The 22608-nt window shown below is 55.8% G+C and carries 26 protein-coding genes, 1 tRNA gene, 1 other RNA gene and 1 pseudogene; 21 read left to right on the top strand and 8 right to left on the bottom strand.

Translation table 11 applies throughout. The annotated features are described in order from the left end of the window. Window positions 1-227 precede the first annotated feature (227 nt). The gene (locus tag AACT07_RS15920; RefSeq protein ID WP_005336899.1) at window positions 228-1913 is read right to left on the bottom strand and encodes an aspartate:alanine antiporter; all 1686 of its coding nucleotides are present in this window, start codon (window positions 1911-1913) and stop codon (window positions 228-230) included. Between the two features lie 137 nt (window positions 1914-2050). On the opposite strand from AACT07_RS15920, the gene AACT07_RS15915 reads away from it, so the two are divergent. Continuing rightward, complete coding sequence (locus tag AACT07_RS15915) at window positions 2051-2215, top strand: hypothetical protein (RefSeq protein ID WP_171902775.1); 165 nt, start codon at window positions 2051-2053, stop codon at window positions 2213-2215. A 471-nt stretch (window positions 2216-2686) separates the two neighbouring features. Here AACT07_RS15915 and AACT07_RS15910 read toward each other — a convergent pair. Further along, a tRNA-Asn gene (locus tag AACT07_RS15910) sits at window positions 2687-2762 on the bottom strand. A gap of 133 nt (window positions 2763-2895) precedes the next feature. Here AACT07_RS15910 and uvrB point away from each other — a divergent pair. The 3 genes from uvrB (at window position 2896) to AACT07_RS15895 (ending at window position 5989) form a co-directional block, all read left to right on the top strand. Beyond that, complete coding sequence (gene uvrB, locus AACT07_RS15905; RefSeq protein ID WP_005336898.1) at window positions 2896-4908, top strand: excinuclease ABC subunit UvrB; 2013 nt, start codon at window positions 2896-2898, stop codon at window positions 4906-4908. Continuing rightward, window positions 4905-5162, top strand: coding sequence for a YkvA family protein (locus AACT07_RS15900; protein ID WP_069528814.1), 258 nt, complete (start codon window positions 4905-4907; stop codon window positions 5160-5162). The genes uvrB and AACT07_RS15900 overlap by 4 nt, the downstream gene beginning before the upstream one ends. Before the next feature lie 179 nt (window positions 5163-5341). Next, window positions 5342-5989, top strand: a complete 648-nt coding sequence (locus AACT07_RS15895; RefSeq protein ID WP_041202713.1) for a DedA family protein — start codon at window positions 5342-5344, stop codon at window positions 5987-5989. Between the two features lie 77 nt (window positions 5990-6066). Here the strand turns inward: AACT07_RS15895 and dsbB are convergent, their stop codons facing one another. Both dsbB and nhaB read right to left on the bottom strand, forming a co-directional pair. Continuing rightward, entirely contained in the window at window positions 6067-6588 is a 522-nt protein-coding gene (gene dsbB, locus AACT07_RS15890) for a disulfide bond formation protein DsbB (RefSeq protein ID WP_069528812.1), read from the bottom strand. 98 nt (window positions 6589-6686) lie between these two features. Further along, a complete protein-coding gene (gene nhaB, locus AACT07_RS15885; RefSeq protein ID WP_069528811.1) occupies window positions 6687-8267 on the bottom strand; it encodes a Na(+)/H(+) antiporter NhaB in 1581 nt (526 codons plus the stop codon). 333 nt (window positions 8268-8600) lie between these two features. Here nhaB and fadR point away from each other — a divergent pair, with 333 nt between their 5' ends. The 4 genes and pseudogenes from fadR to AACT07_RS15865 form a co-directional block, all read left to right on the top strand. Next, window positions 8601-9314 (top strand): fatty acid metabolism transcriptional regulator FadR, encoded by a 714-nt coding sequence (gene fadR, locus AACT07_RS15880; RefSeq protein ID WP_026034983.1) that lies wholly within the window; start codon window positions 8601-8603, stop codon window positions 9312-9314. Between the two features lie 264 nt (window positions 9315-9578). After that, a complete protein-coding gene (locus AACT07_RS15875) occupies window positions 9579-9719 on the top strand; it encodes a TIGR02808 family protein (RefSeq protein ID WP_005345965.1) in 141 nt (46 codons plus the stop codon). A gap of 188 nt (window positions 9720-9907) precedes the next feature. Continuing rightward, window positions 9908-10465 (top strand): YaeQ family protein, encoded by a 558-nt coding sequence (locus tag AACT07_RS15870; protein WP_005336887.1) that lies wholly within the window; start codon window positions 9908-9910, stop codon window positions 10463-10465. Window positions 10466-10477: 12 nt separating this feature from the next. Continuing rightward, window positions 10478-11161: pseudogene (locus AACT07_RS15865) on the top strand (AEC family transporter); the annotation flags it as partial. A gap of 256 nt (window positions 11162-11417) precedes the next feature. Here the strand turns inward: AACT07_RS15865 and AACT07_RS15860 are convergent. Next, window positions 11418-12164: a LexA family transcriptional regulator gene (locus tag AACT07_RS15860; RefSeq protein WP_083249990.1), complete on the bottom strand. Its 747-nt coding sequence runs from the start codon at window positions 12162-12164 to the stop codon at window positions 11418-11420. Window positions 12165-12572: 408 nt separating this feature from the next. On the opposite strand from AACT07_RS15860, the gene AACT07_RS15855 reads away from it, so the two are divergent. The 12 genes from AACT07_RS15855 to AACT07_RS15800 all read left to right on the top strand — a co-directional run bounded on the left by AACT07_RS15855 (window position 12573) and on the right by AACT07_RS15800 (window position 19158). Beyond that, entirely contained in the window at window positions 12573-14786 is a 2214-nt protein-coding gene (locus AACT07_RS15855) for a DNA-binding protein (RefSeq protein ID WP_069528807.1), read from the top strand. A 42-nt stretch (window positions 14787-14828) separates the two neighbouring features. After that, window positions 14829-15551 carry an AAA family ATPase gene (locus tag AACT07_RS15850; protein WP_029300291.1) on the top strand — a complete coding sequence of 241 codons (723 nt, stop codon included), beginning with the start codon at window positions 14829-14831 and terminating at the stop codon, window positions 15549-15551. Window positions 15552-15620: 69 nt separating this feature from the next. Further along, window positions 15621-16199 carry a hypothetical protein gene (locus AACT07_RS15845; RefSeq protein ID WP_049790200.1) on the top strand — a complete coding sequence of 193 codons (579 nt, stop codon included), beginning with the start codon at window positions 15621-15623 and terminating at the stop codon, window positions 16197-16199. Then, window positions 16183-16734 carry a transcriptional regulator gene (locus AACT07_RS15840; RefSeq protein ID WP_005345956.1) on the top strand — a complete coding sequence of 184 codons (552 nt, stop codon included), beginning with the start codon at window positions 16183-16185 and terminating at the stop codon, window positions 16732-16734. Before AACT07_RS15845 ends, AACT07_RS15840 begins: the two co-directional genes overlap by 17 nt. Window positions 16735-16790: 56 nt before the next feature. After that, window positions 16791-17039 carry a hypothetical protein gene (locus AACT07_RS15835; protein ID WP_069528802.1) on the top strand — a complete coding sequence of 83 codons (249 nt, stop codon included), beginning with the start codon at window positions 16791-16793 and terminating at the stop codon, window positions 17037-17039. A 19-nt stretch (window positions 17040-17058) separates the two neighbouring features. Continuing rightward, window positions 17059-17238 (top strand): hypothetical protein, encoded by a 180-nt coding sequence (locus AACT07_RS15830; RefSeq protein WP_029300298.1) that lies wholly within the window; start codon window positions 17059-17061, stop codon window positions 17236-17238. Window positions 17239-17248: 10 nt separating this feature from the next. After that, window positions 17249-17869: a DUF3164 family protein gene (locus tag AACT07_RS15825; RefSeq protein WP_041217407.1), complete on the top strand. Its 621-nt coding sequence runs from the start codon at window positions 17249-17251 to the stop codon at window positions 17867-17869. Window positions 17870-17881: 12 nt separating this feature from the next. Next, window positions 17882-18076: a hypothetical protein gene (locus AACT07_RS15820; RefSeq protein ID WP_069528800.1), complete on the top strand. Its 195-nt coding sequence runs from the start codon at window positions 17882-17884 to the stop codon at window positions 18074-18076. Between the two features lie 7 nt (window positions 18077-18083). Next, an RNA gene (locus AACT07_RS15815) (hammerhead ribozyme type II) lies at window positions 18084-18153 on the top strand. A 45-nt stretch (window positions 18154-18198) separates the two neighbouring features. Next, window positions 18199-18456: a hypothetical protein gene (locus AACT07_RS15810; protein ID WP_069528798.1), complete on the top strand. Its 258-nt coding sequence runs from the start codon at window positions 18199-18201 to the stop codon at window positions 18454-18456. After that, entirely contained in the window at window positions 18443-18709 is a 267-nt protein-coding gene (locus AACT07_RS15805; protein ID WP_069528797.1) for a hypothetical protein, read from the top strand. Before AACT07_RS15810 ends, AACT07_RS15805 begins: the two co-directional genes overlap by 14 nt. Continuing rightward, window positions 18709-19158 (top strand): gp16 family protein, encoded by a 450-nt coding sequence (locus tag AACT07_RS15800; RefSeq protein WP_069528793.1) that lies wholly within the window; start codon window positions 18709-18711, stop codon window positions 19156-19158. Before AACT07_RS15805 ends, AACT07_RS15800 begins: the two co-directional genes overlap by 1 nt. A gap of 51 nt (window positions 19159-19209) precedes the next feature. On the opposite strand, the gene AACT07_RS15795 is transcribed toward AACT07_RS15800, so the two are convergent. Next, a complete protein-coding gene (locus AACT07_RS15795) occupies window positions 19210-20574 on the bottom strand; it encodes a hypothetical protein (RefSeq protein WP_069528792.1) in 1365 nt (454 codons plus the stop codon). After that, entirely contained in the window at window positions 20574-21107 is a 534-nt protein-coding gene (locus AACT07_RS15790) for a hypothetical protein (protein WP_069528791.1), read from the bottom strand. Before AACT07_RS15790 ends, AACT07_RS15795 begins: the two co-directional genes overlap by 1 nt. A 196-nt stretch (window positions 21108-21303) precedes the next feature. On the opposite strand from AACT07_RS15790, the gene AACT07_RS15785 reads away from it, so the two are divergent. Continuing rightward, window positions 21304-21723, top strand: coding sequence for a Mor transcription activator family protein (locus AACT07_RS15785; protein ID WP_069528790.1), 420 nt, complete (start codon window positions 21304-21306; stop codon window positions 21721-21723). Between the two features lie 7 nt (window positions 21724-21730). Here the strand turns inward: AACT07_RS15785 and AACT07_RS15780 are convergent, their stop codons facing one another. Continuing rightward, the gene (locus AACT07_RS15780) at window positions 21731-22546 is read right to left on the bottom strand and encodes a DUF2971 domain-containing protein (protein ID WP_083249989.1); all 816 of its coding nucleotides are present in this window, start codon (window positions 22544-22546) and stop codon (window positions 21731-21733) included. Window positions 22547-22608 lie beyond the last annotated feature (62 nt).

Below are 22608 nucleotides of genomic sequence, written 5' to 3'. Positions count from 1 at the left end.
TTTTTGTCTTCGGGATCTGCCATCACTCATTGCAGAGCAGAGCAGAGCAGAGCAGAGCAGAGCAGAGCATCGACCACTGTGGAATAGGGGGAGTGGGTTGGTGGCAGATTTCAGCGCAGATGGGGGGGCCACACCAATGAGCCTGCTCCGCACTTGGGAGAAAGGCAGATAGCAAGAAGGGAGCCTGAGGCTCCCTTCTTTGTTAGCGGTAATGTGATAGCTGCTGGCTAGAACCAGAAGCCGATGATAAAGGAGCCCGCAAGGGTCAGCATCACGTTGGCCACCGCATAGGTACCGGCATAGCCGAGTGCCGGAATGGAGCTGTTGGCTGCCTCGTTGACCACATCCATCGCCGGGGCACAGGTACGGGCACCTGTGATGGCACCGAGCAGCAGCGCCGGGTTCATCTTGAGCACCCAGACCCCGAACAGATAGCCTACCAGCACCGGCAAGGTGGTCACCAGCATGCCGGAGAAGAGCACTACCGTACCCACCTCGCTGAGGTGGTCGAGGATGCCGCCACCGGCTTTCAGACCCGTACTCACCATAAAGACCGCCAGACCGAGATCCTTGGCCAATCTGAGCGCGCCGGGCGGCACATAGCCGACCGTCGGGTGGTTGGCCCGCAGGTAACCCATCAGAATGCCTGCCAGCAGCAGGCCGACGGCGTTGCCGAGACCGAATTCGATCTGACCGAACACCAGCGAAACGGAGCCGATCAGCAGGCCGAGTACGAAGAAGGTGGTGAAGGCCACCAGATCCGTGGTCTGGCTGTGGATGCTGATAAAGCCGATCTTGTTGGCCAGCAGTTTGACCCGCTGTTTCTCGCCACTGATCTGCAGCACGTCGCCCTTTTGCAACATGATGTTGCGATCGAACGGCATCTCGATTTGGGAGCGTACCACCCGGTTGAGGAAGCACCCTTTCTCGGTGAGGTTGAGCTCCACCAGATGGCGGCCGACCACCGAGTCATTCTTTACCACTATCTCTTCGGTGACGATCTGCAGGTCGAGCAGGTTGCGGTCGAACACCTCTTTACCGTTGCGGTAGTTGACGTCCAGCTTCTCGTGGCTCTCGGGATAGCCCACCAGAGCGATCTCATCCCCTTCCTGAATAACGGCATCGCCATCGGGACTGGCCAGAATGCCGTTGCGGCGGATCCGCTCTACATAGCAGCCGGTATGGGGATAGATGCCGGTCTCCCGCAGGGTACGGCCACCGATCCAGGCTGCCAGTTCGGGGCCCACCCGATAGGCGCGGATGATGGGCAGATAGGTCTTGCGACTCTCGCTGTCGGAGAGACCCCGCTCACGGGCGATTTTTTGCGCCTCGGTATTGAGGTCGAGGCGTGCCAGCGAGGGGAGATAGCGCACCACCAGCATCAGGCCCACCAGACCCACCAGATAGGTCAGGGCGTAGCCGATGCCCATGTTGTCGAGCACCGCCTGCATATCGGTCTGATGGGGCAGGTTGAGCAGACCGCTGCGCAAGGCATCCTGGGCACCTACCAGCGCCGGGGTCGAGGTGAGGGAACCCGCCAGGATCCCCGCCGCCATACCCGGCCCCAGATTGAAGAACTTTGCCAGCCCCACCGTCAGCAGCAGGGCGGTCAGCAAGATCACCAGGGTGAGAGTGATGTAGTGGATGCCGTCGCGCAGGAAGACGCTGAAGAAGTGAGGGCCCGCCTCGATCCCCACACAGAAGATGAACAGCATAAAGCCGACGTTTTCAGTAGTGGCTGCAAATTCGAAGCCCATCTGGCCGAACAGCAGGGCGGTAAACAGCACACCTATGGTGTTGCCAATCTGAAAGTTGCCAATTCGAACCTTGCCAAGCAGCAGGCCGAAGGCCAATACCACGAACAGCAGCAGGGAGTCGCTTTGATGTAGCAGTGTCACGAAATCTATGGTCATGCCCGGAAAAACCGAGGAAAAAAGTGGGGTCGATATTGTGCCGGATCTATCCCCAATAAAGAAGCGCAAGGGATCGATTAATCGGACGTTATCGGACGCTATTTGTGGAACCGGCGGCGTGATAGGGAGACAAGCGGATGAAATCTGGCAATTTTTGCTGCAACCGTCGTTGTCAATTAGTGAAATCTGCTGCCCGCGACCGAAGTGCTCTGGCGCAGGCCGATATTTTAGATTCTGCTGTCCGGCTGCTTGGCAGGGATCAGTTTCAGCAGATTCAACCGATGGCCGCCATGCTTGGCTGAGGGGCAAATCAGCTTGATATTTGCCCATTTGCCCACGGGGCATGGGTTGGCAAAAAGCTGCCTCTGAAAAGTGCCAATAGAGCCTGTCACCCCGCTGTTCCGGAGGGAGCAAAAAAACAGCATAAAATCAGGTTGGCCAGCAAAATGACTCTTTGCCGGGGGCCATCAAGGGCAATCCCGCGTCCTGACAGGGCTTGCTGCACTTACCCACAGAATCTGTGGATAACCCTGTTTATGAAACTTGTTCATCGCCCTGAAAGCCGCGCCAGTACTGGGATGCAAGGGCTGTTCAAAAAATACCGGAAGAAAAATGTTTGTATAAAAATCAAATAGTTAGATGCGACAGAAGAAAACTCTGTCGAGCCGTAACGGGTAACAAAAGGGAGCGTCAGCAGCAAGAAGGGTCTTGTGCATTAAAATTGGCAGGAGAGGGCACTAAAGTGGATAACTTGCACCGAGATGGTGAGGAATTGGCTCCCCCGACTGGACTTGAACCAGTGACATACGGATTAACAGTCCGCCGTTCTACCGACTGAACTACGGGGGAACATCAGGCAAGGAGGAGCATCATACAGAAGGTGTCCTGGGTGGTCAAGCCATTCGCGGTATGATGGCACGGGTGTACCGCTGCCAAACCCTCGGTTACACTGCTCCTCTGCTGTTTTGTGTCGGGAGTGTTCATGAGCAAATTGTTCAAGTTAGCCAGCCAGTTTCAACCCGCCGGGGATCAGCCCACGGCGATTGCCCAACTGCTGGATGGCATCGAGTCAGGGCTGGCCCATCAGACCCTACTCGGGGTGACCGGTTCGGGCAAGACCTTCACCATGGCCAACGTTATCGCCACCCTGAACCGCCCGACCATGATCCTGGCTCCCAACAAGACCCTGGCCGCCCAGCTCTATGGCGAGATGAAGGAGTTCTTCCCCGACAACGCGGTGGAGTATTTCGTCTCCTACTACGACTACTACCAGCCCGAAGCCTATGTGCCGACCACCGACACCTTTATAGAGAAGGATGCCTCGATCAACGATCACATTGAGCAGATGCGATTGTCGGCCACCAAGGCGCTGCTGGAGCGGCGCGACGTGGTGATCGTTGCTTCGGTGTCAGCCATCTATGGTTTGGGGGATCCCCAAGCTTATCTGAGCATGATGCTGCATCTCAAAGTGGGGGATGTGATCAACCAGCGGGATATCCTGCGTCGCCTCGCCGAGCTGCAGTACACCCGTAACGACATGGCGTTTCAACGCGGCACCTTCCGGGTGCGCGGTGAAGTGATCGATATTTATCCTGCCGAATCGGACAAGCTGGCCCTGCGGGTGGAGCTGTTTGACGAGGAGGTGGAGCGCCTCTCCCAGTTCGACCCGCTGACCGGCGCCATCGAGCAGACGGTGGTGCGTTACACCATCTACCCCAAGACCCACTACGCCACCCCGCGCGAGACCATTCTGGGGGCTATCGAGCATATCAAGGAGGAGCTGCGCAGTCGCCGCGAGCAGCTGTTGTCTCTCAACAAGTTGGTGGAGGAGCAGCGCATCAGCCAGCGCACCCAGTTCGACATGGAGATGATGCAGGAGCTGGGTTACTGCTCCGGAATCGAGAACTACAGCCGCTACCTCTCCGGCCGTGCGCCGGGGGAGCCGCCGCCCACCCTGTTTGACTACCTGCCGGGGGATGGCCTGCTCATCATCGATGAGTCCCACGTTACGGTGCCGCAGATCGGCGCCATGTTCAAAGGGGACCGCTCCCGCAAGGAGACCCTGGTGGAGTACGGCTTCCGGCTCCCCTCGGCGCTGGACAACCGGCCGCTCAAGTTCGACGAATTTGAAGCGCTGATGCCGCAGACGGTGTTTGTTTCGGCGACTCCCGGCCCCTACGAGCTGGAGAAGTCCGGCGGCGATGTGGTGCAGCAGGTGGTGCGCCCAACCGGCCTGCTCGATCCGGAGATCGAGGTACGTCCGGTGACCACGCAGGTGGACGATCTCCTCTCCGAGATCCGCAAGCGGGTCGCCGTCGAGGAGCGGGTGCTGGTCACGACCCTGACCAAGCGGATGGCGGAAGACTTGACCGAGTATCTGGCGGAGCACGACGTCAAGGTGCGCTACCTCCACTCCGATATTGATACGGTCGAACGGGTGGAGATCATCCGCGATCTGCGCCTTGGCAAGTTCGATGTGCTGGTGGGCATCAACCTGCTGCGGGAAGGTCTCGACATGCCGGAAGTGTCGCTGGTGGCAATTCTCGATGCAGATAAAGAGGGCTTCCTGCGCTCCACTCGCTCGCTGATCCAGACCATCGGCCGGGCGGCGCGTAACCTCAACGGCAAGGTCATTCTCTACGGCGATACCATCACCAACTCGATGAAGGTCGCCATTGAGGAGACCGAGCGGCGCCGCGCCTTGCAGCATGCCCATAACCTCAAGCATGGCATCACCCCCAAAGGGCTCAACAAGTCCATTGGCGATGTGATGGACATGGGAGGCAGCCGCACGGCAGGCAAACCTGGCAAGGGGATGCGCAAGGCGGCCGAGCCGCAAGGGGAATACCATGTCCGCTCTGCCAGCGAGATTGCCAAAGAGATCAAGCGGATGGAGGAGCAGATGTTCCAACATGCCCGGGATCTGGAGTTCGAACAGGCGGCGGCACTACGGGATCAGATCCAGCAGTTGCGCAGCGAGTTGATCGAATCATGAGCCGTAAACGCTGGCTGATTTGGCAACGACTTCGTCGTCTCTATCAGGGCTTTCGCCATCCCGGTACCCCCTGGTGGGCGAGGGGACTGGTGATCCTTATCCTGCTCTATGGCATCAGTCCGGTGGATCTTATCCCTGACGTGGTGCCCTTGCTGGGTTGGTTCGATGATGTGACCCTGCTGCTGGTGTTGCTATGGGGCTGGGAGCCTTGTCTTCCCCCCGCAGTGCGCAGCGATCTGGAACAGGCCTCCTAGTTCACCTTTTCAACACCACGCTCGACATCACTCTTTGTGCTCCCACCCTCGAAGGAATCGGAAAAACGGTTTCATTTGAAGGTGGGCGCTGCGGGATGAAAAAAGAGGCAGGCCCGGTGATTGTCGCCCGGATGGCATTGGCGTAGACTCCACGCCGTTCACTTTATGGGTATGGAAAAATGGATCTGATCCTCTTTGCAATCGACTTTATCCTGCACGTTGACGTGCATTTGAAAGAGCTGTTTGAGAACTATGGCGTCTGGGTTTACGCCATCCTGTTTCTGATCATCTTCTGTGAAACAGGGTTGGTAGTGACGCCGTTCCTGCCGGGTGACTCCCTGCTGTTTGCCGCCGGTGCGCTCACCGTGGGCAGCGTGCTGGACGTCCATACCCTGGCGGCCGTGCTGATCATCGCTGCCGTGCTGGGCAACGTGGTCAACTACACCATTGGTCACTTCTTCGGCGAGCAGCTGTTCCGCAACCCGGACTCCAAAATCTTCCGCCGGGATTATCTGGAGAAGACCCACGCCTTCTATGCCAAGCATGGTGGCAAGACCATCATCATCACCCGCTTCCTGCCTATCGTGCGTACCTTTGCGCCGTTCGTGGCAGGGATGGGGGCCATGACCTATCCGCGCTTCCTGGCGTTCAACCTGGTTGGCGGCCTGCTGTGGGTACTCTCCTTCGTCTATGCCGGCCACTTCTTTGGCAATCTGCCGGTGGTGCGTCATAACTTTACCCTGCTGATCTTCGGCATCATCGGTATCTCCCTGTTGCCCATGGTAATTGGCGCGGTCAAGGCCAAGATGAGTACAGCCAAGGCGTAACCAGAATACGGTCAGCCAGAACGAGAAAGAGGGAGCCACAATGGCTCCCCCTTTTTATCTCCACGCGGGCATGACACTCAGTTGCAGCAACGCCCTTTCACCAGATTGCCGATGGCCACTACGGTGAAGACCAACAGGTAAGCGGCGAAGATGACAACCAGCCACTGGGGCATGGAGTAACCGAAGAACTGCCAGGTGATCTGGGCACAATCCCCTTCCGGCATAAAGAGCCAGGGGAGCCACTGATCGAGCGGAGCCCAGCTCGGGAAGTCGGCAAACGGGCTGCATACGTTGAACGGGGAGGGGTTAACCTGATAGTCCACATGCTTGAGGGCCAGCTGGAAGCCACGGAAGGCACTGTAGCCCCACAGCAACATGGCACTCCAGCGAACATACCACTTATCCGGCGCCACCATGCCGAGCAGACCAGCGGCCAGCACCCCCAGGGTCGCTAACCGTTCGTAAACACACATCACGCACGGGGAGAGGCCCAGCACATGCTGGAAGAAGAGGGCACACAACTCGAGGAACAGGGCTGATGCTGCCAACAAGCCCCAAGCCAGCCGATGGGCGGCAATACTGCGGAGAAACTCGATCATCTCATTGATCTCTCAGAAAAAACAGTGGCTGAATTAGAGCAGAGCGGAACCGAAAAGAAAAGGGCCCTGAAAGGGCCCTCGGAAACCATCTCAATGGATTAATGCAGCGCCGGCTGTACCGCTGGCAGCGCACTCTCCATCACCAGCCATCCGTGCTGATAGAACCACTCGGTGGCAGGACCAAGCAGCAATTCGACAGAGAAAAAGCCGATCAGCCCCAGCACCAGCGTGTAGGGCAGCGCCATCCAGACCATGCGGCCATAGGAGAGGCGCAGCAACGGCGCCAATGCCGAGGTGAGCATAAACAGGAAGGCGGCCTGACCATTGGGGGTGGCGACCGATGGCAGGTTGGTGCCTGTGTTGATGGCTACCGCCAGCAGATCGAACTGGGCGCGGTCAATGGCGCCATTGAGCAGGGCAGTCTTGACTTCGTTGATGTAGACGGTCCCGACAAAGACGTTGTCACTGACCATGGAGAGTAGACCGTTGGCTACATAGAAAAGAGCTAATTGTTGCTCTTGTTCCGCCGAAAGAACCCACTGGATCACCGGCTTGAACAACTGCTGATCGATGATGACGGCGACCACGCTGAAAAACACAGCCAGCAGGGCGGTAAAGGGCAGCGCCTCTTCAAAGGCCTTGCCCAGAGCATGCTCTTCGGTAATACCGGTAAATGAGGTTGCCAGCACGATGACCGAGAGGCCAATCAATCCTACCGCTGCAAGATGCAGAGCCAGGCCGACGATCAACCAGATGGCGATCAGAGCCTGTACCATCAGCTTGGCCTTGTCCTGCTGGGTGCGTTTGGCATTCTCATGCAGGTTGTACTCCTCCATGATGGCGCGCACCGACTCCGGCAATTTGGCACCATAACCGAACCATCCCATCTTCTCGACCAGCACACAGGTAAGCAGACCGCAGATAAAGACGGGGACGGTGACGGGTGACATGCGAATGGCAAATTCGGCGAAGTTCCAGCTGGCTTGCTCGCCGATGATGAGGTTTTGCGGCTCGCCCACCAGGGTGCAGACACCACCCAGCGCGGTACCGATGGCGGCATGCATCATCAGGCTGCGGAGGAAGGCGCGAAAATCGTCGAGATCCTGGCGATTGAGCTCGGCGACTTCCTTATCATTGGTATGGTCATGGCTGTGACCAAACTCCTTGCCGGACGAGACCTTGTGGTAGATGGCGTAAAAGCCGGTGGCGACGCTGATCACAACGGCAATCACGGTCAGGGCATCGAGAAAAGCTGACAGGAAGGCGGACACCAGACAGAAGGAGAGGGAGAGCAGGATCTTGGAGCGTACACCGATCAGCAGCTTGGTGAAGACATAGAGCAGCAGCTGCTTCATGAAATAGATGCCTGCCACCATGAACACCAGCAACAGCAGCACCTCGATATTGGCGACCAGCTCGTGTTTGACCTGATCGGCGGAGGTCATGCCGATCAACACGGCTTCGATCGCGAGCAGACCACCCGGTTGCAGGGGGTAGCACTTGAGGGCCATGGCCAGGGTGAAGATAAACTCAACGACCAGTAACCAGCCCGCAATGAAAGGATCAAGGTGGAAGGCAATCGGATTGATCACCAGAAATAGCAAGATGGCGCTTTTATACCACTGTGGTGCATTGCCCAAGAAGTTCTTGGCGAATGCCTGCCCTAGGCTTATTGGCATGATAATGGGTCTCAACTTTGTTGTTAGGATCTGCTTCTATGCAGTCAAGGATGATTCGACCTGTGCCTCCGGATGTTGGCCTTTATCTGTCTGATTCCTCGTGATTTTAATCAAAAAGCGTGACGATTATAAATGATAGCCGATGGATCTCTGCCCATCTGTCTGTTTTATAACCACCTTGTCGGGGTTGGCTGGCTCCCTCGTGGCGATTAGATACATATTCCCAACACTATATTTGCCATATGTGAGCAGAGGACTGACCTTATGCTTGCCAGCCATCATCGCTTTGATATCATTCGTCAGCCTTTTTACGCATTACAACAGAGTCAATTCATGGTTATAAAAGCGCAGAGCCCAGCTGGGTTTGCCGAGGAATACATCATCGAGTCCATCTGGAACAATCGCTTTCCTCCCGGATCTATTCTGCCCGCCGAGCGTGAATTATCCGAGTTGATCGGGGTGACGCGGACTACCTTGCGCGAAGTGCTGCAGCGACTGGCCCGTGATGGCTGGTTGACCATACAGCATGGCAAGCCGACCAAGGTGAACAATTTCTGGGAAACCTCCGGCCTCAATATTCTGGAGACGTTGGCCCGTCTGGATCAGGACAAGGTACCTGATCTGATAGCTCAGCTGCTCTCCGCCCGTACCCATATCTGCACCATCTTTATCCGCGGGGCGATCCGTCACAATCCGGAACAGGCCGCCGAGATCCTGCGTGGCGCCGATGGGGTCGAGAACAACGCACAGGCTTATGCCGAGTTCGATTATCGCCTGCACCACCAGCTGGCGTTTGCTTCCGGCAATCCGATCTACGCTTTGATTCTGAACGGTTTCAAAGGGTTGTACAGCCGGGTTGGCAGCTACTACTTCTCCGACAAGCAGGCCCGCGAGACCGCAGATGCCTACTACAAGACCCTGCTCAATCTGGCGGAGACCAAGAACCACGAAGCCGTATTCATGACGGTGCGTCAGTACGGTATCGAGTCCGGCAAGCTGTGGACCCGCCTGCGTCAGGACATGCCAAGCGATCTGTGCGACAACTGATCCCTTGCCTGTGCTTTCCAAGAAACGCGCCATCCGGCGCGTTTTTTTATTCTGCCGTGTTTGTGTCTATCCTAGATTGGTGATGATAATTGCTTGAACTGCATGGATATTTGGCCAAAAGCTTGATCCAGCGCAAATGAACCCTGCATTTATCACTTTGGTGGCATAGGACCCAACCGCTGATTGAGGTCAAATGGAGGCATCAAGAGCGGAGACAATATCCGCCAGAAGGAACACACCTTTCACCGGATGAAGGACACAACAATGAGTCTTCTTGAACACACCATCTGGACAGTACTGGGATACGGGGCCATGCCCTTTATCTTTCTGAGCGGATTCGTGGCGGTGGCAGTGACCTGTTGCATGCTGCTGAATGCGTTCGGGGTACAGTCCGCCGAGAAGTGAGTCGCTTCTCCATGCCGCCAAATGCCAGTCTTCGGACTGGCATTTGTTTTTTGTGTCTTTTAAAGCACTTATCCCGGCAGGGAAGGGGAAATCTTTGGTCAGGATGGTCGAACCTGCCGCCGATTTTGATTACACTGGCGCCCGTATTTCCCACTCACCCTTCTCTTATCAGGGGTTCAAGGTTTTCTATGGCTCTCAAGGCAACCGTATTCAAGGCCCAGATCAGTTTGTCTGATATGGATCGCAATCTGTATCAGGACTTCTCCCTCACGCTGGCGCGCCACCCCTCCGAAACCGATGAGCGGATGATGATCCGGCTGGCGGCCTTTGCCTGGCACGCGGCCGAGCGACTGGAATTCACCAAGGGATTGAGCGCCGATGATGAACCCGAGCTCTGGTGCAAGAACTACTCGGACGAAATAGAGCTCTGGATCGAGCTGGGCCAACCCGATGAAAAACGGCTGAAAAAGGCCTGTAACCGCGCCCGTCAGGTGGTGCTCTACCTCTACGGCGGTCGTGGCACCAGCGTCTGGTGGAAGCAGAACCAGGGCAAGCTGAGCCAGCATGACAACCTCAGCATCATCGAACTCTCCGACAGCCAGACTCTGCCGCTCACCGCCATGGTCGAGCGCACCATGCAGCTCACCTGCACTATCTCCGATGGTCAGCTCTGGGTCAGTAACGGCGCGCTGGAAGTGACGCTGGATCCGGTGGTGCTGATGGGCAAACCGGCCCGCGAACTGTAACGGACGCCGCCCATGTTCAGCGCCTTGCTCAATATCGTCATCCCGGTGTTCGGTGTGGTCGGGCTCGGCGCCCTCTACGGGCGATTGCGACCGGGGGCCGCGCTCGGTTACGTCAATCGGGCCAATATCGAGCTGTTTACCCCGGCGCTGGTCTTCTCCGCGCTGGTCAAGTACCCGCTGGCGCTGGCGGAGCATATGCCGCTGATTGCGGCGGGGGCGCTGGTTATTCTGTTGCCCGGTCTGCTGCTCGCACTGCTCAAACTCAAAGAGATTGAGCGGGCAGCCCTGATCTTGCCCGCCATGTTCCGAAATACCGGCAATCTCGGTATCCCCTTGATGGTGCTGGCGTTTGGCGAGCAGCAACTGGGGGCCATCGTGATCCTCTTTGTGCTCTCCAATCTGCTGCACTTCTCGGTCGGTATGTTTATCCTCTCGGCCAATACCTCCCGCTGGCTGTGGCTGCGAAGCCCTGTGCTGTGGGCCGCGCTGGCCGGTTTGCTGGTGGCCAACCTGCATATCACGTTGCCGGAATATGTGGTGACCACGGCCTCGCTGCTCGGCCAGATCTCGGTGCCCCTGATGCTCTTTGCGCTGGGTATTCGCCTGATGGAGGGAGAACTTGATCACCTTGGCCTCGCGCTCAAGTGCAACCTGCTCTATCTGCTGGCGGGGGGGTTGTCGCTGCTGCTGGCGATCTTGTAACCCACCACCAAGAATGAAAAAGCGGGAGCTGGTGGAAACAAGTGGGAGATGGCGGGACAAACTCAGGAATGGCGGGGCTTGTGGCGTGATGCGGTTAAACCAAGCCGTTTAACCGCAAAATGAAAAGTTGGTTCGCTCAGCCGATTGGGATGCGCTGAAAATGAAAAACAGGCTGGCCGCCTGTTTTTTCTTTTGTGTGACAGCGAGTGGTTTAAATCCGGGTTTAAGCGACTGTCTGTAGCACCACCAGTTAAAAAAAATCGTGCCCGGCCCAGACTACCTTGCCGATCACGGCCAGGTTCTCCAGCTGGTTGGCTGGAACGACCTGCAGGGGGTAATCATCGCGGTTGTCGCTGATGATGGTGATCCCGCCATCGAAGTTTTTCTGCAGGCGCTTGGCGTAGAGCTCTTCCCCCAGGCGCAACACGAAGATGGATCCATCTTCGATCTGATTCTTGCTGATATCGACCAGGATAGAGTCACCAGAGTGGATGGTGGGCTCCATGCTGTCGCCTTTGGCGAAGACCACCACCAGGTTATCCGGGTTTAACTTGCGAAACGTGAGCCACTTACGGCGAAAGGCCAGCTTGCGTTTAACCTCATGATCATCATTAAACGCACCATGGCCGGTACTGACGGTGACATGGTAGCCATCGATCAGCGCGTACTCCTCATCAAACACCTCACGTTGCACCATCTGCTCGGCCGTTCCATCCGGGTGTTTTGGGCCCTGACCGGTGGCCAGCCACTCGAGATTCACATTGAACGTCCGCGCGATGCGCAGCGCCTTGTCGATGGTGGGCAGTGAATTAAACGGGGGGAAGTATTTGCGCATCCCCGACTCACTCATCCCCACCAGTTCGGCAAATGCCTTGTAGCTCAAGCTCCCGCGCAGCTCATCCAGACGGTCACTCAAAGTATCCATTCCCGCCGTCAGAAAAGATACCTCACCGTCTTTTTGTGCTGCTTGTGGTTTTTCTTCATAACGCTCTGACATACAAGGAATTCTCGGCTAGTAGCTAATGCTGGTGAGTCGATAGACAAAAAATTCCGCACAAAAAGACTTGTCAATCTTTTTGGGGTGATCAATCATTCATATGTGACGCGTTGCGACATAAAATCATTCTTTTATGAATGACAAAGATACGCACTGCGACACTTGATGATACCGAAACGGGGTGAGTATGTCAGGGAAAACACCAGAGTGGATCAGGGCTGAGCTCATAAAATGCGGATATTCCCAAGCTGCTTGGGCCCGTGCTAAAGGGTTGCACCCCCGAGCCGTACAGCGTTGCATCAAACACTATGCTCCGGCCAGAGGGATTAGCCCCAAGCGTCGGGAAAGCCGCGCCATCATGGCCCTGCTGTCCGAATCGTTGGGGATCGATCTGCTGGGAGGTGACCAATGAGCACCTGGTACACCGCCCAGGCACTGGCCGGATTGGTTGGCATGCCCGCTTACCCCGATGGTGTGCGCAAAAAGGCCGAACGTGAAGAGTGGCAAAGCCGCAAGCGCGAGAAAGGCAAAGGGGCCGAATACCACATTGGCTCACTGCCGATTGAAACCCGTCGTTACCTGGCTGAACAAGCGGTGGCCGCACAAGGCCATGCAGTGACCGACCATGCAGCGGGTGGCAAGGCCATGGCCAAGTTGCTGGCGCGTGAGGTGCCGGTCAAACCGGAGGCAGGCCGCAAATTGCTGACATTGGGGGAGGGGCCTCGCCAGAAGGTCGATGCCAGACTGCTCATCCTGCAGGCTGCCGATATCTTCCTGGCCCCCTATCACGCCTGCCAGCAAGGGGAGGTGGGTCGCCGTGCCTTTATCGAGGCATACCGTGGTCGCACTCTCGCCCTGCCTGTCAGCGTTTATGAAAGGCAAAAACCATTCAGTCTGATCACCCTGCGTCGTTGGCAGAGTGCGCTGGCAGATGAAGGCCCCGCAGCCCTGGCTGGCAACTATCAGCGGGAGCGGCCATCAACCGTCGAGCAGAGCCCGGATCTGGCCCAGTTTCTCACCGCCCTGGTCACCACCAAGCCCCATCTGGCCAACAAGTGGGGGGCGCTGCACGAACTGGCCAGCCAATACAGCGAAATGAATCAGCTGGGATGGCAGATCCCCAGCCAATCCTCCTTGCGTCGCTGGATGGTGAAATGGTTGGCAGAGAACAAGGTGGCGTTTACCTACACCACCAACCCGGATGCCTACAACAATAAATACCGCAGCGCGATCGAGGAGATGTACCCCTGGATGGCCCAGCCCAACGACGTCTGGGAGTTCGATAGCACCCCGGTCGATGCGATGCTGGTGGATGGCCGTCACAGCATCATCGCGGTGATCGACGTGTATACCCGTCGCGTTCGTCTGCTGGTGGCCAAGAGCTCATCGAGCGAGGGGATCTGCCTGCTGCTGCGCAAGACCCTGCTGGCCTGGGGCACCCTCAACGATAACGGCGTGATGCGCACTGATAACGGCTCTGATTACGTGAGCCAGCGGGTCATGTCCATCTGCACTCTGCTTGGTATGAACGTCAGCCGCTCCAACGCCTACTCGGGGTGGGAAAAACCCCATATCGAGCGCTTTTTCCGCACCTTGAGCCATGGCCTGATCGAGCTGTTGCCCTCCTATATCGGCCACTGCGTGGCAGACCGTCAGGTGATCGAGGCGCGCAAGAGCTTTGCCCAGCGGCTGGAGGAGAAGCGCAAACCGGATGCGCAAAAAGAGATCTACGAGCTGGCCATGACGGCCGCAGAGCTGCAAACCCTGCTCGATAACTGGCTCGATGCCCGTTACCACAACCGCAAGCACAGTGCCCTCGGGGTCAGCCCCAATGAAAAGTACCAGCTGGCCCGTTATCAGCGCCGCGCCATTCCCGATGAAGCTGCGCTGGATCTGCTGCTTAACCATATCGGTGAGGCGACCGTCTCCAAAGGCTTTATCAAGGCTGGTGGCCTCAAATACAGCGCCCCCGAACTGCTGGAGCACAACTGGAAGAGCCAGCGGGTCAGCGTCTTTCTCGATCCGTGCGATGTGGGGCGCGCCATTTTGTACCGCACCGGCGATTGGAACGAGCGGATCGAGGCCATCAACATCGACCTGCTGGGCAATGGCATCAGCCCCGATGCCTTCCGGGCGGCCAAAAAAGCCGATGCCAAGGCGTTGGCCAGCTTTCGCCGCGAGATGCGCAACCTTGCCAAGACCTTTGGCATCGACCAGCTCCATCAGGATGTGGTGCGCCACTTCGTCGATCAGGCCAAGGGTATTGAAGCGTTCAGTCGGCGCGATCTCACCCTCGATAACCCGGCATTGGCCGCGCTCACCGGGGTCTCAACGCCCGCTGAACCCGCCCGTTTCAATGCGGCAGAACTGGCCGCCATAGAAGCCAGACGAGAAGCGAAAGCACAGCGGGCGCAAGCCACCGCAGGGCAGGAATCGAGAGCACTCAAGACCGAGTATGAGCAAGCCATCTATCTGGCAGAGCGGGAGCTGGATACCCCGCTGACAGAGCGGGAGAAGGAGTGGCTGACCCGATACCTCTACAGCCACAAGCTGATGGCAAAACGCATTAACCGCCATCTGGATGAAGTTCGGGCTACCCGCCGCACCCAGGCAAAAGGTTAGCGAGTAGCCCGAAAAGGCCCAAAAACAAAGGACAAACCCACTATGAAACACAAGATCGTTGAAGTCAAAAACATGATCAAGACCGAGCAACTGCTCGACAACTTGCTCAACCGCTCCAGCATCGTGCCGGGCATTGGCCTGATCCATGGCCCCTCCGGCTTTGGCAAGACCACCGCCGTGGAGTGGCTGTTCAACCAGGACGAAGTGAACGGCATCTATGTCCGCTGCTACAAGGCCGACACAGTGACCAGCCTGCTGGAGCAGATTGCCAAAGAGATCGGCATTCCCCAGCGCCACAACCTGCGTGCTCAGGTCGATAGCATCATCGAATCCGTGCGCGCCGAAGAGCTGGCCATCTTTGTGGACGAGGCCGATTACGTGGTCGGCAATGCCCGCATCATGGAGACCCTGCGCGATATCTACGATGCCACCGAACAACCCCTGATCCTGGTCGGGATGGAAGAGATTGCCCGCCGGATCAGCCAGCGCAAGCAGCTGTTTAACCGCATCTCCCAGTGGATCGAATTCAAACCGGCCGATCTCGATGATGTGTCCCTGATTGCCAGTGAAATGCTGGAGGTGGACGTGGAGATCGACGATGCACTGCTGGATTTGATCCGCAAGCGTTCCAACGGCGTGGTGCGCACCATCGTCTCGGCCCTCGACAAGATTGAAAAAATGGCTATGGCCTCCGATGCCCGGATTATCCGGCTGGAGGACGTTGACGCCAGCGAGCTGCTCCATGACGTGCGTCGCAGCCGCTAGCCGTCAGGCTACAGCCAATAAAAACAAAGCACGGGAGGGATTCCAGTGGTTGATACAAAAGCAACGCTAATGACGTTGCAAGCCTGGGAATGGATGTGCCAGCAAGAGACTTTTCTGATCAAGGACGTGATCGCCGTGACGGGAATGTCGGAGGCACATATCTACAAGGTCGTGCGTGACTGGTTGGCCGCTGGCCACCTCATTAAACACCCGGACGGCGTGGTATCCCGCCCGGCCTATTTCAAAGTGGTTAGCGCCCAATACGTGCCACCGATTGGCAAAAGCAGTGGCCAGAAGCGGCCAAAATGCCGGAACAAGCGCAAAACCAATCAACAGAAAATGTGGAACACCATGAAGATCAGCCGCTTCTTCACCCTGACAGACCTGATGCTGACGGCAGAGACGGGTCAGAAACAAGCCTGGTTTTACACCGATAGGTTGGTGAAAGCTGGTTACGTCAAAGTGCTGTTCAAAGTTGACAGTTTGCTACCTGTACCCGCCAGACACGGCCTGACAGGACGCTATCAGCTGGTCAGGGATACAGGCCGTTATGCCCCGCTGTGTCGTGACCATGGTTGCTGGGATCAAAACCAGCAGCAGTTATACCCGTTCCAACGGGAGGAGGAGACACATGGAAACGTGGCTTGAGGTGTTGCAGGCCGAAGTGGCGGCCAGTTCGCTGGCCCAGGTGGCCGAGAAGCTCGGGCTCTCTCGCACCACCATCAGCCAGGTCTGCAACGAAAAGTATCCCGGCGATATGGCAAGGGTACAGACCCTGGTGGAAGGGGCCTTGATGGGCAACAAAGTGAGGTGCCCCATCCTGGGGGATATCCCGGCGCATCAGTGTCTCGCTCACCAACGCCGTGGCCCCAGCGAAGTGGGCAGCAGTCCGATGGATATCAAGCTCTGGAAGGCATGCCGTAGCGGTTGCCCCCATAGCCAGCTGACCGAGGCGCAGCAACTGCGTCGGCCGATGCGGTTATCGGTAGAGCAGGGCAAAGGGTCGCAGAAAATGGCTCGCTATGACGCCGAGGCAACCCTCTCCAGATTGCGCCGACAGGCCAAAAGCGATGGCGACAATGCCAGCAGCAGCCTGCGCATTCTAAGTGAATTGCTGGCCGAAGAGCTGAAAATCATGGCCATCAAATACAACCGGCTGCTCGACAAGCAAGAAGGCAAATAAGGGTTGGCGGGGCTCTTTCGCGGTGGGCCCGGTGACGAGATCACAAGGAGAACGGGATGAAAAAGTATCTGCACAACAATTTGCAAAAGACCGCCGAGCAACTCAGCTACTGGCTGACGGCCAAGGGATATGACGTTCGCACCAGTCGGGTTTGCCATACCCCGCTGCTGGCGGTTACCGGGCCATTGCCCAAAGAGATGCAGGCCCGCGCCGTGTTAAGCCGTGAATGTCTGGCGGGCGTGGTGCGTGAAGTCGCTTTGGTGCGCTTTGGCGGGTGCCTGCTCCACTGGCGTCAAGAATCCTGAAACCGGCAAGGGGGATGAGATGAGCAAGATCCAGCTTGAGATAGAAGACGAGGCGCTGGCGCGGGTGGTGCTGCGCCAGTTACCTAAGTTTCTCGAATTCTGCAGCGCGACCCACCAGGAGGAGCTGGCGAGCGCGACAGCAGAGCAGTACAGCGCCGTGATGTGCCCTCCGGTGCCCGGCAGCAACAAGATCCATTAAGGAGAAGCCCATGCAAGAAGCACAAACCAGCAGTACCACCCCGATGCGCCAGAACGCCCAGGGACACTGGGTACCGGAAAACCTGATCGCCCCGGCAGACAAGCTGCGCGACGAAGTGGTGCTGGCCATTATCGCGGCAGCTCGCGAGCAACGCGCACAGCTGGCTGCCTTCAAGATTGGCGCCATGCAGCAGATCGCCGACTTTGTGGATCTCTCCGCCGAGCAGTACGGCGTGGCGTGGGGCGGCACCAAGGGCAACGTGACCCTGCTCAGTTTTGATGGCCGTTACAAGCTCATTCGGGCAGTGGGGGAGCACCGCAAATTTGATGAACGGATCCAGGCTGCCAAAGCGTTGATCGACCAGTGTATCGAACGCTGGAGCGATGGCGCCAGCAGCGAGATCCGTGCCCTGGTAGACCATGCCTTTCGGGTATCCAAGAGCGGTCATATCGACGTGAACCAGGTGCTCTCCCTTCGTCAGCTCAATATCGATGACCCGGATTGGCTGCTGGCCATGCAAGCCGCTGTCGATGCCATCCAGGTGACTGGCACCAGCCAATATCTGCGGCTCTACGAGCGTGACGCTCACGGGCGTTACATCCAGATGAGCCTGGATCTGGCCAAGGTATAGGGAGGAGGCGTGATGGAAATCAACGTGGAAAAAGCCGAAGAGCAACTGCTGCTCTGTGAGCAGATCACCGAAACCGAGGGTACCTGCTACCCCGACGACACCTATGAGGATGGCATCAAGGCCGTCCTGCTCTGGGCGTTGGGGCTGGGGCCCGCGCCCCTCAATGCAGAGGAGTATCAAGGGGTGATGCCACTGCAGTTCGAGTAATGGCCCGATGCGAAACAGGGCGGCGATGCCGCTCTGTCTGCCCGGTGTGGTGGCCGGGTACTGATGAGCAACCAAATGATCTGGGCCCAGGTCTTGACCGTCTTAATACAAGGAGCACGGCGATGACCAAAACAGAGATGGATATTCGACTTACCAAGATATTCAGCAGCGCAGCCATTGCACTGGTAGCGGCTGACAAACGGGCTGTGTGCAAACAGCTCAAGCAGTTTGATAAAGAGGCGCGCGCCCGTGGCTTTCACGCACTGGCCGGAGAAGCCTGCCAGATGCGCTGGCAACTGGTGGCCGAACTGCAGCAGGCCAAATCGGCCAGAGATTGTGGTGGGGTACACGAAACCGGGGATCGCCATGGCCATCTATAGCCCTCTGCTGGCCCCCCATATTCTGGCCCGTCGCCTGCAAAGCGGTCGGGCCTGCATCACCGAACTGGGGCTGGAGCAGCGCTGCCCCCGTTGTGGCGAGTTCTGGCCATGGGATACCGAGTTTTTCGGTGTGGCGAGCGATGCCACCCGGCTCTCCAGCTGGTGTCGGGGGTGCCTCAATGAACACTACCAACAGCTGAGGGTGGCCGGGCAGCATCATGACAGTAAGGCGGAACCGGGAGTGGATAGGTGATGGACAAGCGCAGCAGATTGATCCGGCTGGTACAGGTGGGGCGCCGTGCGTTGGCGCTCGATGACGAGTGTTACCGCGACCTGTTGGCCAGCCACACCGGCAAGCGCAGCGCTGCCCTGTTAAGCGAGCAGGAGCTGGAACAGGTGCTGACTGCCTTCAAGGCGGCGGGCTTTATTCCCAAACCTGCTCGCCATGCAGCCAACAAACGGTTGAGTCCTGCGGCCGGTAGCCACATCAGGGTCAATGAAATTGCCAAGATCAGGGCCATCTGGTGCGAGATGGCCCGCCTTGGCATCGTCAGGGATGGTTCGGAAACCGCATTAAACCGCTGGGTTCAACGGATGACGGCCCGTTTAAACGGTGGGGTAGGGGTGGCCGAGGTGGGCTGGCTGGATGCGCCTCTGGCCGTCAAAGTGCTAGAGGCACTGAAAAAGTGGTCTGCAAGATAATATATTTACCTTGAAGAAAGCCCCGCGATGCGGGGCTGCATTTTACCAAGCCTATATCACGATGTGAGGGAGCATCTTAAGCTGTGTATCCAGCTCCTGATGAATGGCTCTGTAGTCAGCCATTATCTCGGTCTCAACCAGCTTTGCTCTCTCTTTTTCTTGGCCATAAATCAAATACATCATTTCTGGCATACCATAGCGCAGCAGCGTTAAAACGAGTGGCCAGCTAATAGATAAGGGGTTGCTGGTCACTGTCACTTTGCCTGCATTGATCACACCGGCCACCCCATGTGCAATCAGCAGCTGGCGACGAAGTTGTGGATGCGCTGCATTGGGAAATGCCTCGGCCAGTGTCGCTCCCGCATTGAGCTTTCTCACCATAAAGCCAAGCCGAACAATCAATTCACTGATCGCCAATGGCACTGATGCCGCAATGAAATGACGCAGGTCATATCCACTGCGATACATCTGTCTTGCAACTTCTGCGATGGTGTAGCCTTGCTTTCCTATCGTTCCGAATTGAAAGAAAGAGAGAAGGGGCATCAGGGGGGCGGGCAGGCCTGCTGATGTTGCTACATCTGATGCCAGATGACCGCCAACTTTTCTGATGGCCTCCAGGAGCCTGATAATAAAATGCTCACCCTCCAGTAATGGCGCAGCAGTTTGTTGGACAATCACGTTGCCAAACTTATCAATGGCAGTAAATTCACCGCACAACACATCTTTGACCCCAAAAATGAAACCTAGGATGGGGTCATGTCCCAATGATTGGTAACGATGGGTGCGAGGGCCCAATCCAGCAACCGCTTCTTCCAGACCTTTGCTAGTTGAGGGATCGAAAGAGACTTTGTACAACCCCTCAAGCTCTTTGATCTTTTCTGGTGGCAGAACTTCGCCAAAAAGCTCCTTGACCTTGTTGGATAACCATCCCCCTTCCGACGGAGGGCTACCCAAAAATCCCTTATGTGCGGGTACCTGGACAAGAAAGATATCGATAAGCCCGGAGAGGATGCCCGCAGAAACAGCCAGTGCAACATCGTATCGATCAAGGCTGCCGAGCCAACCTAGATGCTCACCGAGTTTCTGATGTTTTGCCAATACAGCATCAATTTCTGCTGGCGTCAGTACATCATTAAAATCGACCTCACCAGGAATTGCTTGTTTAGCCTCTGCAAGAATTTCTTCCCATGATTTTGTCCTGACAGGGGTAATTACCTGCAAAGTGTTTGACGTGCTGGAGTCCTTTACCGGTAATGCCTTACCCAAGCGTCGGAGCAAGGCCTCACTGGAGTTGATCGCAGCATCAAGGCTATGACGCTGTTCATCATGTTCGGAACCCAGTTGATCGAGCATTTGCTTGTGATGAACTGCAACCCTCAATCCATCAGTGAGGTAATCACCCTTGTCATTGCTCATCAGGCTGCCACCTTCAAATCACCCTCAAGGTCAATGATGATTGATTGCAGGAGTGTGTTGAGTTTGGTCAGATAGTCTGCTCTTGCTTTGTTGTCGTCTGAGGATTTGCGCAGTTCAGAGATGATGGCATTCTGCTTTTTCATCGCTTCTTGCAGCAACATCTCTTTCTTTTCTTTCAGTTTGCGTTTGTTACGTTGTGAAACGAAAGCGTAAGCGCCAACACCCAGCAGCACTGCAGGTGCAGCCAGAACAGCTACACCTGCAGCCATACCGCCACCCACGAGCCCGCCTGCTGCAGCCAGACCAGAGGTAATGCCAGCAGCAGAGAGACCAGTTACTCCACCGAAGTAAAGACCCGCAAATCCAATGCCAGCCCCTGCGCCGACACCGCCAGCGGCAGCCAGAACTTCTTTAATATCATCACTGTCAGTATCAGTTCGATCTTTGTCGTTTAAAGCTTTGTCCACCTCACCTAATACTTTTTCAACAGGTGCCAAAGATTCCAAGTTTTTGTAGATAGCTTCTTTACTCATCGGGGTTTCCATATGACACAAAATTACATGGGAGCGTAATGTATACCCAACTCATCCTTGTGCAATGACAAATTGAAAACATTGCTCATTCCGTCACAGTGTCAGACCCGAGAGAGGCTTTAAAGCGATAAATGTGCGCATAAAATGGCCTGTGTTCTAATCGGCACACCGCTTTTTCTGTTTTGCCGGGGGAGTCATGGAACAGAATCAGGATCTCTTTGCCGATGATCACGTCTCGCTGGGGCAACTGGTCGATCGCCTCGATCAGATCCCTGCATCCGAGCTGACGGCCAAATGGCCCAAAGCCCTGAGCGAGTTGGTCGATGTGCTGGCCTGCGAGTTGATCAGAGGGGGGATGGCACAAGAACAGGCCAAGGCTCAGGCCCGCAAGTTGGTGCTGGTACAGGCCCACTATATGGGTGGCCGTGCCTACTACATCCCCACAGGGGATCATCTCAAGGCCGCGCTGCGGGATAGGGCCATCTGGGATGAGTTCAATGGGCGAAATATCGATCAACTGGCCCGTAAGCATGGACTGTCTGTGCCGCAGACCTATGCAGTGGTGGCAGAGCAACGAAAATTGCTAGTCAACCGTTTACAGCGAAACTTGTTTTAAAAAAGAGCTAAAAACATCTAAATGGAATATTTGATTTCAGAATTGAAAAATCATAATTATTAACGCGTTTAAATTCATTTAATGCGATCATTGCCAATTCTTGATGTTGCATGGGGCCAACAATGATTTGTGTGACAATTTCTTTCGGGATATTTAGTGGGTTGTATGGGACTAATACACTGCCCTTAGTGAAAAATTCTAAGTTATCATTTTTATCCCCAGGGGATTTTACAAGGTATGCTCTGACTTCATTCTCCGATTTAAAATATGATTGCTTCGATGTGGCTAAAACATGCTGTATTTGAGGTACTAAATTGTACATCGACAGATCTCTTGTTATTCGATTATGTATGTTTATTGTGTAGCTGTACTTTATTTGATTTATTTGTTTGATTAGGTCATCTAGATCATTTACATAATTCACCGATGAGAAATGAATATCATTTCCTTCACCTCGAAGGTAATTTATAAGTTGCTGTTTATCAAAGCCTATAGCGTACCCACCTTGTTGTGGGCAATATGATAGCCACTGGGATAGCTGTTCAGTTTCGGATGAAAATGATGTGCTGTAGAAGCTTCTATCGGCAATAGAACCGAGAAGCATACTCATGAATTCCGTATGAGATGGGATCCCTGGTAAGGTTGCCTCTGGGTTGTTATCGTATTCATTGATAAGTTTTTTTACTAACTGACTACCGTGAGTTATCTCTTCTTTATCGTTTAAAAATCTAGAGTCTGTCATTCTTAAACAAACACTTTTGCTGTTCAGAATACCTCTTAGACCATCTGCGCTAGTGTAGTGATAAACAATATCTTTACTCATTTATTTCATATCCCGCGATTATCTCAGAAAAAGCTATAAAGCAGTCTTTTACAGTAACATAC

The sequence above is a fragment of the Aeromonas sp. ANP5 genome (assembly GCF_963870295.1).
Taxonomy (GTDB): Bacteria; Pseudomonadota; Gammaproteobacteria; order Enterobacterales; family Aeromonadaceae; genus Aeromonas; species Aeromonas veronii.
This window is presented reverse-complemented; position numbering and strand designations above follow the sequence as displayed.

What these genes read in the sequence shown, in the direction of transcription:
- AACT07_RS15920 (WP_005336899.1), bottom strand. Translation starts at nt 1,913, where the DNA reads ATGACCATAGATTTCGTGACACTGCTACATCAAAGCGACTCCCTGCTG.
- AACT07_RS15915 (WP_171902775.1), top strand. Translation starts at nt 2,051, where the DNA reads ATGAAATCTGGCAATTTTTGCTGCAACCGTCGTTGTCAATTAGTGAAA.
- uvrB (WP_005336898.1), top strand. Translation starts at nt 2,896, where the DNA reads ATGAGCAAATTGTTCAAGTTAGCCAGCCAGTTTCAACCCGCCGGGGAT.
- AACT07_RS15900 (WP_069528814.1), top strand. Translation starts at nt 4,905, where the DNA reads ATGAGCCGTAAACGCTGGCTGATTTGGCAACGACTTCGTCGTCTCTAT.
- AACT07_RS15895 (WP_041202713.1), top strand. Translation starts at nt 5,342, where the DNA reads ATGGATCTGATCCTCTTTGCAATCGACTTTATCCTGCACGTTGACGTG.
- dsbB (WP_069528812.1), bottom strand. Translation starts at nt 6,588, where the DNA reads ATGATCGAGTTTCTCCGCAGTATTGCCGCCCATCGGCTGGCTTGGGGC.
- nhaB (WP_069528811.1), bottom strand. Translation starts at nt 8,267, where the DNA reads ATGCCAATAAGCCTAGGGCAGGCATTCGCCAAGAACTTCTTGGGCAAT.
- fadR (WP_026034983.1), top strand. Translation starts at nt 8,601, where the DNA reads ATGGTTATAAAAGCGCAGAGCCCAGCTGGGTTTGCCGAGGAATACATC.
- AACT07_RS15875 (WP_005345965.1), top strand. Translation starts at nt 9,579, where the DNA reads ATGAGTCTTCTTGAACACACCATCTGGACAGTACTGGGATACGGGGCC.
- AACT07_RS15870 (WP_005336887.1), top strand. Translation starts at nt 9,908, where the DNA reads ATGGCTCTCAAGGCAACCGTATTCAAGGCCCAGATCAGTTTGTCTGAT.
- AACT07_RS15860 (WP_083249990.1), bottom strand. Translation starts at nt 12,164, where the DNA reads ATGTCAGAGCGTTATGAAGAAAAACCACAAGCAGCACAAAAAGACGGT.
- AACT07_RS15855 (WP_069528807.1), top strand. Translation starts at nt 12,573, where the DNA reads ATGAGCACCTGGTACACCGCCCAGGCACTGGCCGGATTGGTTGGCATG.
- AACT07_RS15850 (WP_029300291.1), top strand. Translation starts at nt 14,829, where the DNA reads ATGAAACACAAGATCGTTGAAGTCAAAAACATGATCAAGACCGAGCAA.
- AACT07_RS15845 (WP_049790200.1), top strand. Translation starts at nt 15,621, where the DNA reads ATGACGTTGCAAGCCTGGGAATGGATGTGCCAGCAAGAGACTTTTCTG.
- AACT07_RS15840 (WP_005345956.1), top strand. Translation starts at nt 16,183, where the DNA reads ATGGAAACGTGGCTTGAGGTGTTGCAGGCCGAAGTGGCGGCCAGTTCG.
- AACT07_RS15835 (WP_069528802.1), top strand. Translation starts at nt 16,791, where the DNA reads ATGAAAAAGTATCTGCACAACAATTTGCAAAAGACCGCCGAGCAACTC.
- AACT07_RS15830 (WP_029300298.1), top strand. Translation starts at nt 17,059, where the DNA reads ATGAGCAAGATCCAGCTTGAGATAGAAGACGAGGCGCTGGCGCGGGTG.
- AACT07_RS15825 (WP_041217407.1), top strand. Translation starts at nt 17,249, where the DNA reads ATGCAAGAAGCACAAACCAGCAGTACCACCCCGATGCGCCAGAACGCC.
- AACT07_RS15820 (WP_069528800.1), top strand. Translation starts at nt 17,882, where the DNA reads ATGGAAATCAACGTGGAAAAAGCCGAAGAGCAACTGCTGCTCTGTGAG.
- AACT07_RS15810 (WP_069528798.1), top strand. Translation starts at nt 18,199, where the DNA reads ATGACCAAAACAGAGATGGATATTCGACTTACCAAGATATTCAGCAGC.
- AACT07_RS15805 (WP_069528797.1), top strand. Translation starts at nt 18,443, where the DNA reads ATGGCCATCTATAGCCCTCTGCTGGCCCCCCATATTCTGGCCCGTCGC.
- AACT07_RS15800 (WP_069528793.1), top strand. Translation starts at nt 18,709, where the DNA reads ATGGACAAGCGCAGCAGATTGATCCGGCTGGTACAGGTGGGGCGCCGT.
- AACT07_RS15795 (WP_069528792.1), bottom strand. Translation starts at nt 20,574, where the DNA reads ATGAGCAATGACAAGGGTGATTACCTCACTGATGGATTGAGGGTTGCA.
- AACT07_RS15790 (WP_069528791.1), bottom strand. Translation starts at nt 21,107, where the DNA reads ATGAGTAAAGAAGCTATCTACAAAAACTTGGAATCTTTGGCACCTGTT.
- AACT07_RS15785 (WP_069528790.1), top strand. Translation starts at nt 21,304, where the DNA reads ATGGAACAGAATCAGGATCTCTTTGCCGATGATCACGTCTCGCTGGGG.
- AACT07_RS15780 (WP_083249989.1), bottom strand. Translation starts at nt 22,546, where the DNA reads ATGAGTAAAGATATTGTTTATCACTACACTAGCGCAGATGGTCTAAGA.